This window comes from Paludisphaera soli, from assembly GCF_011064595.1.
Lineage (GTDB): Bacteria > Planctomycetota > Planctomycetia > Isosphaerales > Isosphaeraceae > Paludisphaera > Paludisphaera soli.
This window is the reverse complement of sequence record NZ_JAALJI010000058.1, coordinates 1-10,259: the sequence shown is the minus strand read 5'-3', so window position 1 is coordinate 10,259 and position 10,259 is coordinate 1. Positions and strand designations below refer to the sequence as shown.

Below are 10,259 nucleotides of genomic sequence, written 5' to 3'. Positions count from 1 at the left end.
CACCCGGGAGGAGGGCCGAATCATGGGCCGCGCGCGTCTGCCGATCGTCGCCCACCTGTCGCCCGAGGAGGTCGCCCGCCGCTACAGGGCCTGCCGGGGCGGGCTGGAGAAGACCCATTGGCAGGTGGTCTGGCTGCTGACCCGCTCGCCCGAGCCGCCGCCCCCGGCGGCGGTCGCGGCCCAGGTGGGCTTGACCCCGGCCTGGGTCCGCACCGTCCTGAAGCGCTGGAACGCCGAGGGCCCGGCCGGCCTGGCCGATCGCCGGGCCGTCGCCAACGGCGGCAGGCCCAGGCTCTCGGACGAGCAGCGGGCCGCGTTGTTCGAAGCGTTGCAGGGCCGGCCCGACGACGGCGGCATGTGGACCGGGCCGAAGGTCGCCGCCTACGTCCGGGGCCGCTGGGGCGTCGAGGTCTGCGTCCAGACGCCCTGGCGGTGGATGGTCCGATGGGCTTCAGCCTGCGGGTGCCGCGGCCCAGGGACCCCGGGGCCGCCGACTCCGAGGAGCAAGGGGAGTGGAAAGGCCGCCCTGGCCGGTCGGGCGGCCGAGCTGGGCCGCGAGCATCCCGGCAAGGCGGTCGAGCTGTGGGCGGAGGATGAGGCCCGGCTCGGCCTCAAGCCGGTCGCCCGTCGGGCCTGGTCGCCGCGGGGGACGCGGCCGACGGCCAACGGCCGCACCAGGTGCGAGTGGCTCTACGTCTACGGGTTCGTGCGCCCGTCCGACGGCCGCAACCTGGAGCTGATCCTGCCGGCGGCGAACACCGACTGGATGAACGCCGCCCTGGCCGAGTTCGCCCGCTGGGCCGACCCGGCCGGCGAGAAGCTGCTGCTGGTGCTGGTGGACGACGCCGGCTGGCACGTCGCGAGGCGGCTGGAGGTGCCGCCCGACGTCGTCCTGCACCGGCCGCCGCCGTGCACGCCCGAGCTGCAGCCGGCCGAGCCGCTCTGGCCGCTCGTCCGCGAGGCGATCGCCCACCTGGGCTTCGACCACCTCGACGCCATGCAGGCGCCGCTGGTCGAACGCTGCCTCTGGCTCATCGACCACCCCGACGCCGTTCGCGGCCCCGTCGGCTTCCGATGGGCCGCCGCAATCGATGGGCAGCCTTCAATGCAATTCGGTATGACGTGCATCCAACACCGTCTCACGCCATTAGTCGCATTGCCGGAGTGATTCGGCCGAGCTTGTCTCATTGACCACCTCCCCCAGGATGTTTTGAAGGGTGGTCGTCAATGCAGCGACCCCTTCTTTCCTAGGGAGGGCGGAATAGTCACTCACGGAGATCGGCTCCCCCACCACGATCTTCGCCCTACTCCCCCACCGCAATCGGCGGTCGCCATAGACAAGACGAACGGGAATGATCACGAGATTCATATCAACCAAGGCTTTTTGGAAATTCAGCGCCATCCAGGCGACCCCCGGCTTCAGGGGATGGACCTCGCCAGGCCCGTAGTAGAACAGGTTTCCCTCAGGAAAGACAACCAACGAGTCTCCACGAGAAATCAGCTCCTTGCTGGACCGGATCACCGTGGGGCTGGGTCGTTGCGTATTGACCGGAAAGACGCCCATCCGTCTCATGAACCACCCCTGAAGACCGACAACCTCGTCATGGCTGACCATGAAGTAAAGGAAGCGTCGGGTTACGGCGCAATACAGCATAAAAGCATCCCATCGCGAGCGATGGAGTGGGGCGAGGATGAATGGGCCCGACGACGGGATATTGTGCTCGCCGGTCACCTCGATCTTGAAATACCGCCTCATCAGGAGCGCGTGAAGACGAGACAACAAGACCGCCAGCCACCTCGACACCCGAGGACAATCCTTGCTGGCATGCGACGGCTGCTGATGGAGAATTCTCCCGGCGATCAACGTGCTCATCACGCCTCCTTGTTCCTGGCTCGTGTTGTGGACCATGTACTCGGGGGTCATGCCACGCGTGGACGGCGACGACCGTATCCGAGCAGGGCGAGGACGCCGATGCCGATCAGCGCCCGGCCGGATGGCCTCTGGACCGAGTAGGCGAAGTCGATCATCTCTTCCCCACTCAAAAGCGGTATGCCGGTGTCGAAACCGGCATTGATCGCGTCGAGGAATTGATTCGCGAGCAGACACTGTCCGATCGTCCCGGGGTGGAATCCGTCGGCAAGGAACAGGTGTCGTGGGTCGTTGCTCGCGTTGACGCAGTCGATCTCCAGGCCACCGACGACATACGACCGGGCCAGGGCGACCTCAGTGAGAAGCCGGTAGCTGTCGACGATCACGACCCGTCGGCCGTGGCCCGCGAGGAGGTCCCGGAGGCGCTCGTTAAACGCCATGACCATGCTTCCATAGGCGTCGGCCGCCGCCCCGGGGATCAAGCCCGCGTCGAGTGCCCCGCGAAGAAGGGGGGAGCAGCGAAGGTCAACGGCGGTGAATACCGCAATCCTGAATGTCGAATTGGTCCTGAGCAGCGGACCTAGGATCGCGGCCAGATTCGCGGTCGCCCGTTCCAGGACTGGCCTCAGGGCCGCCTTTGATCTCGACTTGATTAGAACATCGACGAAGTCATTGGTGCCGATCGTGACCGAGGCGAGGTCGATGGCAGCACCGCCGGCCACCTGGGCCGCCAGGCCCCTGTGCTGCCCCTGCGCGATAAGGCTCGTCGTCGTCGCGCTGGACCGGGACCAGTTGTATGCCAATCTCCGATCTTGAGCCATGCCCCGGTTCGCGGTCACCGGGTCACCAAAGTGCAACTCCCGCGCGGTCGCTAAAATTTCGACCCAATTCCGTGCCGTGACCCGATCCGGGGCGTAAAACCGATATTCATCCGAGATGCTGTCGCCGATGACGCCGATCCCCGTGATGGCCTTCGACCGTGCGACCGGATGCGCGAAGTGGGGACGATGTTCTCCGTGAAGCTTCGCCGCCGGTCGCCCGCGACGAAGGAGGTGGTGGGCGGGGACCCCGGCGCCCCTCACGGTTTGGGGCTGTGGGTCATCTAGAGCTAGGGTATTGACCCCGTGAGTGCCCCAGACTCGCTCGCTTAGATTGTTTCTAACCAACAGGGCCGTAGTGGTGAGAATGGCGGGCTTCGAACTCTGGAACATCGTCGTCCCAACCTTGTTAGTGCGCGTCGGTTCAACGCACGGCATCGCGAGAGCGCGGGATGGTCTCGCCGAGCACGCACCTGAGATGGTCTGCTTGCGCCCGTTCACATGGAATGCCTGCGCGCCATGCGGGCCGAATCCTTAGCAAAAACTCCAAAACCTGACCAGATGGATTTAACCTGCTTCCCTAGGCTGGTCCACCTGGATGTGAATCATTCCCGCGATTGAAGGCGGAATGACTCCCGAAGGAGCGTTAGAAACACGCCCGAGCCCATCGTCTGCAAGTTCCGCGAGGGCGGAGTCAGGCGCGCCAAGTGGACGGGTCTCCCCGAGATCCGTTGGGCTCTGGGCGTCTCCGCGGCCGCCTATCACCGTCGAGGCATCCAGTTCGGCTACTTCATGGCCGACGAGGTGGAGCGACTCAAGGGCCTGGGGGAAGCCAACGCTCGGCTCAAGGCGTTGGTCGCCGCGTTGGCCCTGGACGAGGTGATCCTCAATGGGGGCCGCCCTGGGAGGCTCGCGGGGCCGGCCTGGAGTCGCGGGCGTTCGCCCGGGGGCGCACGACGGGATCGGTCGTCGGGGTCGTCCGGGGACCGCGCGGTTCGGCCGAGGCTGGGCGTGGGGCCGGTCCGGTCAGGCGGTTTCTCGGGGTCCGGCGGTCGGGGGCGGGGCTCACGGCGGTGCGGGACGGGACGTGGGCTGATCCGAGTCGGGCCGGGAGTCCAATAGGATCTCACGGAGTTCGGCCGTGACGTCTCGGGCGGGGAGGGGCCGCCGTCCCGTTTGCGACGTCGCTCCCCCATTCGACGAGAGGCATCCCCGACATGCGCAGGCGATCGTTCCAACCCGAGGCCCCCGGCCCGCTGGAAGAGCGTTCGTGGCCTTCCGGCGTCGGGAGGGCGGCGTTCCATCCCGTCGTCTTCTCCGTCCGCCAGTACGGCCTGGTCACCCAGCGCATCCGGGCCAGCTTCGCGTCGTTCGCGCGATTTCGCCAGGACGACATCCTGCGGGAGGACCTGGCGAACGTCTCCATGCCCATCCCCTTCGCGAGGGCGGATGGACTCCCCGAGGTGATCGACGAGACCGTGGATCAGATGCAACGCAACCTCGCCGCCCACGTCCCATTCGCCGTCCGGACGGCCCAGCGCGAGTTCATCGCGACGATCCGCGCGGACGTCGAGGCCCGCGTGCGGGCCGGGGACGTCGTCCTCCGCTGACGGCCCCGACGCCCCCGTCTTGCTCCCCGAAGGGATGTCGAGCCGGCGTCCCCGGAGAGGGAAGGCGGGCGACGATCACGCGGCGACGGAACCTGGGTATCGGCGTGCGCAATCGCCCATCCTGGACCATCCTCTCTTTAAGCTCCGTTGCCCGATGAGGCGGGCGGCGGGCGGGCTGGAGGGGCTGAACACGCTGCAAAACGACCAGGAAAGCGCGCCGAACGAAGCCAATTTCCGGGCGCGAAAACCGGCGTTAAAGCCAACCTTCGCAAGCCCTTCCGTCGATCGGGTTCGTTTTCCGGGCTGGGCGAACGAAGCCAATGGCCCGGAGGGCGCGCGAGGACGCCGGGCGGGGAGGTGGGCTCCCCGTCCGGCGTCGAGTTCGGCAGATGTTCCGGATCCCTATCCTTTCGGGGTCAGCCCACGGGAACGAGGACCGGGGGCTCGGCGGGGGTGCGGGCGGCCACCGTGCCGAGGGCGACGGCGAAGGCCTCGTCGAGGTTGGAGACGCAGTGGAAGACCAGGGCGGCCCGGACGTCGGCCGGGATGTCGTCGAGGTCGGCCTCGTTCTTCTTGGGGAGGATGATCTCGCGGATCCCGGCGCGGTGGGCGCCGAGCACCTTCTCCTTGACCCCGCCGATGGGGAGGACGCGGCCCCGCAGGGTGACCTCGCCGGTCATGGCGACGTCGCCGCGGACCGGGCGGTTGGTGAGGGCCGAGACGATGGCGCAGGACATCGCCACGCCGGCCGAGGGGCCGTCCTTGGGGATCGCCCCCGCCGGGACGTGAATATGAAGTTCGATCGCCCCCAGGCGGTCGTCGGGGATCTTCAGGGCCCGCGCGTTGGCCGTGGCGTAGGTCACGGCGGCCCGCGCCGATTCCTTCATGACGTCGCCGAGCTGGCCGGTGAGGATCAGCGAGACGCTGCCGGGGCCGGCGTACTGGTCGTTCGCGTCCTCGGGCTTCGGCCCCTGGAGGCGGCGGACGGCGGCCTCGACGAACATGATGTCGCCGCCGGCCGGGGTGTAGTACATGCCGGTGGCCACGCCGACCTCGGGGCCCTCGCCCGCGTGCTCGGGGTGGACCTTCGGCCGGCCGAGCAGCTCGTGGACGTCCTCGGGGCCGAGGGTCCGGGCGGTCGGCTCGCCGGCGGCGAGCTTCCGCGCCACCTTGCGGGCCACGGCGCCGATCTGACGTTCGAGCTGGCGCACGCCGCTCTCGCGGGTGTACTCGCTGACGACGGCCGCCACGGCGTCGTCGGTGAACGAGACCCCCTCGTTCGTCAGGCCCGATTCCTCGAGCTGGCGGGGGATGAGGTAGGTCTTGGCGATCTCGGCCTTCTCGCGCTCGGTGTAGCCGGCGAAGTCCACCACCTCCATCCGGTCCAAAAGCGGGCCGGGGATGTTCTGGATGAAGTTCGCGGTGGCCACGAAGAGGACCTCGCTCAGGTCGAACGGCACGTTCAGATAATTGTCCGTGAACGTGTCGTTCTGCGCCGGGTCGAGGACTTCCAGCAGCGCGCTGGCGGGGTCGCCCTGGTACGAGACGCCGAGCTTGTCGACCTCGTCGAGCAGGAAGACGGGGTTCTTGGTGCCGACCTGCTTGAGGCCCTGGATGATCCGGCCGGGCATGGCGCCGACGTAGGTCCGCCGGTGGCCGCGGATGTCGGCCTCGTCGCGGATGCCGCCGAGGGCGGCGCGGACGTACTTCCGCCCCAGGGCGCGGGCGATCGACTTGGCGATCGACGTCTTGCCGACGCCCGGCGGGCCGACGAACAGCAGGATCGGGCCGCGCGCCATCGCCTTGGCCTTCGCCTCCTTACCGTCGGTGATCGACCGCTCGTCGTCTGGCTTGGCGCCGTTCATCGACGGCGTGACGGTCTCCTTCGCCTCCTTCAGCTTGGACGCGGCGCACTCGCCGGAGGCCTCGACCTCCTCGGCCATCTTGCGGGCGCGGAGCTGCCGGACGGCCAGGAACTCCAGCACCCGGTCCTTGACGTCTTCGAGGCCGTAGTGGTCCTCGTCGAGCACCTCGGTGGCGTGCTTCAGGTCCAGGTCGTCGTCGGACCGGGTGTTCCACGGCAGCTCGGCGATCCACTCCAGGTAGGTGCGGATGACCTGCGCCTCCATGGACTCGCGGCCGGAGCGTTCCAGGCGTCCCAGCTCGCGCTCGACCTCGACCTGGGCCTCGCGGGGGAGCTCCAGCTTGCCGAGCTTCTCGCGCAGCTCGGTCAGCTCGCGGGACTGGTCGTCGTCGCCCAGCTCCTTCTGGATCGCCTTGAGCTGCTCGCGGAGGAACATCTCGCGCTGGCGCTCGCCCAGCTCCTCCTGCACCTGCGACTTGATCTCGGCCTGGGCCGCGAGCATGCCGATCTGGCGCTGGACCTGGATCAGGACCCGGCGCAGGCGTTCCTCGACCCCCATCGTCTCCAGCAAGAGCTGCTTGTCGGCGACGGGGAGTTCCAGGTAGCCCGCGACCAGGTCGGCGAACCGGCCGGGCTCGGTCACGGAGTCGAGCACCTGGTGGAGCACCTCGTCGGGGAGCCCCCGGCGCTCGCCCAGCTCCATGGCCCGCTCGCGGGTCTCGCGATAGAGCGCGGCGAACGCCGCGTCGTTCTCGTCGAGCGGCGGCACCTCGGCGATGGGCATGACGTCGGCGGTGAGGAACTCCTCGCCCTGCTGATAGTTCAGCACGGCCGCCCGATGCTCGCCCTGGAGCAGGAGCTGCACGCCCCCCAGCCCGCGCTGGACCTGGCCGATCTTGCCGACCACGCCCATCGTGAAGAGCTGATCGGTCGTGGGCTCGTCCACGTTCTCGCGCTGGGCGACGGCGAAGACCTCCCGGTCCCCCTTCAACGCCGCCTCGATCGCATGCAAGGTCCCCGGCCGCCCGACCCCGATCGGGACCGTCAGCCCGGGATAAATCACCGTGCCCCGCAAGGGGAGCACCGGCAGCGTCTGTCGTTCCGGCATCCTCGGGCCTCCTCCCTACCTTCCGCTCCGACTGGCTCGTGCTTCACTCATGTAATCTAGTAGGTGTACGCCCAGATCGGGTCAAGTGTGCGGAAAGACAGGGAGGCGGATCGGCCGCGACCAGGGATGACGGCGTGCACGGCCGCTCGCCGGCGAGCGGGTGTCGCCTCGAAAATCCGGCGGGCCGCCGCAAGATTCCCGCCGTCGCGACGAAACACAGGCGGGAGGACCGTGCGATGTCGACGCTTTCGAACCCGAGGGGCCCGCGCGTGGGCCGGGCGTTTTCCCGGCTGCGGCGGGGGGCGTTCCTGCTGCTGGCGGGCCTGCTGGAGCTGGTCGCGGCGGTCGTCGCCCTGGCGGCCTGGGTCCTCGGCAAGGTGGTGTGGCTGCTGGTGCGCGCGGTCTTCGGGCCGCCGGCGTGGGTCCTCACGCAGATCGGCCGGGGACTCGGGCGGTTCCGCCCGGGGACGAGGCTCTTCCTCGTCGCGTTCGCGGCCTCCGGGGTCCCGCTGGCGATGATGGCGGGCCCGCCGAGGCCGAGGTGGGTCGAGTGGGCCCTGGTCGCCACCTGCTTCGCGTCGTCGGCGATCCTCATCGGGTGGGCGACGTCCGGCCGCTCGGTCGCGACGCCCGAGCCGAAGCCGAAGCGGCTCGACGACTTCGCCTGACCGGGCTGACGTCGGGTCGGCCCTCGTCAGGCCGGCTCGATGGGCTCCAGGACGGCCCAGTAGTCCGGCAGATCCCGGCTCAGTTCGCGCCCGGCGTCGCGGGCCTCGCGGTAGCTCCGCAGGCGCGAGACGACGATGGCGGGGAGGACCATCGCCAGGCAGAGGGGCAGGGCGGTCACGCGCCAGTCGCGCCACCCCAGGATGAGCAGGGAGACGAACCCGGCGAGGGTTCCGAACGTGCCGAGGGGGAGGAGCCGGCGGTTCATGATCGCGAGGAGTCGCAGCCCGGCCGCCGACGTCCGCTCCCGCATCCTTCCTTCAAGGAACTCGTCCGAGTAGTCGGCCTCCTGGACGCGGAGCCGGTACACGCCCGGCGGGATCGCGACGGAATCACCGCCCTGCGAGCTTTCCGCCGTGGACGGGGCGCCCTGGCGGGACACGCCCTCGATCCCGGCGAAGTGGAGGCGCCCGCCGACGACGAGGAAGCGGTCGGCCTCGCTCAGGGGCCGCAAGAATCCCGCCAGTCCCGCGGGCGGGCCCTCTCCGACGCAGACGCCCAGCGTGTAGCTCCCGTCGGAGCCCGGCTCCAGCTTGCACAGCCGCCCGGCCGCCGCCGCCGCCTCGATCGCCGCCGCCGGGTCCTCGCGGGCGCGGTCGTCGAAATCGTCGGGGAGCGAATCGGGGTCGAACAGGATCATGGACGCGGCGTCGGTGCCGCCTTCCAGGACGTGGATCATCGCGGGGCCTCTCGGGTCGGGGGCTCGTCGGTCGCCCCAGGATAGCACCCTTCGCTCGACGCGGCCCCGTCCGTGTCCTAGGTAACGAGGGGACGAGCGATCCACGGGGAGGGGCCGAGATGCTGCGCGGGATCGGGATGGCGGCGATGATCGTCCTGGCGGGGGCCGCGGCCCGGGCGCAGCCGGTCGGCGCGGCGGGTCCGCCGCCGGTCGAGGGCGGGGGGCCGATCGAGGTCGGTATCGGCTTCCACATCGCCGACTTCGGCCGGATCACGGCCCGCGAGGAGACCTTCGACGTCACCGCCCACCTGGAGCTGCACTGGCGCGACCCCCGGCTCGCGGGGGGGAAGCGGACCGAGGGCAAGATGTGGATCCCCCTGCTCTACTTCGACAACGCCGCCGAGGCCCCCAAGCCGCACGCCGAGCCCGACATCGACGTCGACGACGACGGCCGGGTCGTCTATCGGTCCAACCTCAGCGGTCGGTTCTCGACCCCGCTCGACCTCCGCAAGTTCCCGTTCGACGACCAGGACCTGGTCGTGCGGATCTCGCTGGCCGACGACCTGACGGAGGCCCGCTTCGTCCCGATCGCCGAGTGCATGACGATGCACGACGACGCGTTCCTCACCGACTGGTCGGTCGAGGACCAGACCTACCGCGTCGGCTCGCGCCACTACCGGACAGGGGGCCAGGAGCACGGCATGCTGGAGTACCGGGTGCGGGTGGACCGCCGTTCGACCTTCTACGCCTGGCGGGTGCTGCTGCCGTTGACGCTCCTCTCGCTGATCCCCGCGCTGGTGTTCTGGTTCGAGCCGGTCAACCTCCAGCCCCAGATCAGCACCTGCATGGGGACGCTGATCGCGATGCTCGCCTTCGGCTACTCGGTCGACTTCGCGCTGCCCAAGGTGGCGTATCTGACCATGATCGACCGCCACGCGCTGATCGGCTTCCTCTTCGCCGCGATGGCGACGATCGGCGTGGCCATGGTCCACCGCCGGGTGACGGCCGGCTCGATCCCGGACGCCCTCAAGCTCCAGCGCCGCCTGCGCGTGCTGTACCCGGCCGCCTACGGGGTCGTCGTCGGGCTGAGCGTTTCCCAGCTCATGGCGACGTGAGCCGACGACGTCCCTCCCACCAGTCGGGAACGGGCCGGTCGTGTTCGACGCCGGATTCACGCCAGGATTCGCCAGTCTCCGGGAAGCCGCCGAGATGGCGGGAGATCGCACGAAAAGCGGGGGCCGAGCGCGACCGCTCCGGCAAGGGTGGGAGTCGGTCCGCAGGAAGCCGGGGATCGGCCGGGTCGCGCTCGGGTCGCTGAGCGAATCGGCGGCCGATCCTCGCCTAGCCGACCGCCCGGGTCACGCCGCTGGAGTCGGGCCCGCGACGAAACGGACCCCGGCGGCGATCCGGTCCTCCATCCGGGGTGGGTGACGGGCGTGCCGTTCGACGCCCGCCGGAGAGCCCTCGGACCGCCCGAAACGACGACCTGAGGCGTCCGCCCGCTCTCACCCGTCCCGCCGCCGCGACGGCCGTGTCTCCGGCCCCGCATGGAAGTGGTGCCGGACAGGATCGCCACCTTCCCCC

The 10,259-nt window shown here is 69.5% G+C and carries 8 protein-coding genes; 4 read left to right on the top strand and 4 right to left on the bottom strand.

The window, feature by feature from the left end:
- The first annotated feature begins 22 nt into the window (after positions 1-22).
- Positions 23-1,168, top strand: a complete 1,146-nt coding sequence (locus tag G6O68_RS30670; RefSeq protein WP_165253385.1) for an IS630 family transposase — start codon at positions 23-25, stop codon at positions 1,166-1,168.
- On the opposite strand, the gene G6O68_RS30665 is transcribed toward G6O68_RS30670, so the two are convergent.
- Together G6O68_RS30665 and G6O68_RS33120 are read right to left on the bottom strand one after the other, a co-directional pair.
- Positions 1,148-1,873, bottom strand: a complete 726-nt coding sequence (locus G6O68_RS30665) for a lysophospholipid acyltransferase family protein (RefSeq protein WP_165253384.1) — start codon at positions 1,871-1,873, stop codon at positions 1,148-1,150. The genes G6O68_RS30670 and G6O68_RS30665 overlap by 21 nt on opposite strands.
- Before the next feature lie 47 nt (positions 1,874-1,920).
- Positions 1,921-3,081: an SGNH/GDSL hydrolase family protein gene (locus G6O68_RS33120; protein ID WP_240911576.1), complete on the bottom strand. Its 1,161-nt coding sequence runs from the start codon at positions 3,079-3,081 to the stop codon at positions 1,921-1,923.
- Positions 3,082-3,905: 824 nt separating this feature from the next.
- Here G6O68_RS33120 and G6O68_RS30655 point away from each other — a divergent pair.
- Positions 3,906-4,298, top strand: coding sequence for a hypothetical protein (locus G6O68_RS30655; RefSeq protein WP_165253382.1), 393 nt, complete (start codon positions 3,906-3,908; stop codon positions 4,296-4,298).
- A 416-nt stretch (positions 4,299-4,714) separates the two neighbouring features.
- On the opposite strand, the gene lon is transcribed toward G6O68_RS30655, so the two are convergent.
- Positions 4,715-7,270 (bottom strand): endopeptidase La, encoded by a 2,556-nt coding sequence (gene lon / locus G6O68_RS30650; protein ID WP_165253381.1) that lies wholly within the window; start codon positions 7,268-7,270, stop codon positions 4,715-4,717.
- Positions 7,271-7,506: 236 nt separating this feature from the next.
- Here lon and G6O68_RS30645 point away from each other — a divergent pair, with 236 nt between their 5' ends.
- Complete coding sequence (locus tag G6O68_RS30645) at positions 7,507-7,938, top strand: hypothetical protein (protein WP_165253379.1); 432 nt, start codon at positions 7,507-7,509, stop codon at positions 7,936-7,938.
- Between the two features lie 26 nt (positions 7,939-7,964).
- Here G6O68_RS30645 and G6O68_RS30640 read toward each other — a convergent pair whose 3' ends face one another.
- Positions 7,965-8,675: a hypothetical protein gene (locus G6O68_RS30640; protein WP_165253377.1), complete on the bottom strand. Its 711-nt coding sequence runs from the start codon at positions 8,673-8,675 to the stop codon at positions 7,965-7,967.
- Positions 8,676-8,794: 119 nt separating this feature from the next.
- Between G6O68_RS30640 and G6O68_RS30635 the strand changes: the two genes are divergently transcribed.
- Positions 8,795-9,790: a hypothetical protein gene (locus G6O68_RS30635; RefSeq protein ID WP_165253375.1), complete on the top strand. Its 996-nt coding sequence runs from the start codon at positions 8,795-8,797 to the stop codon at positions 9,788-9,790.
- The last annotated feature ends 469 nt before the right edge of the window (positions 9,791-10,259 follow it).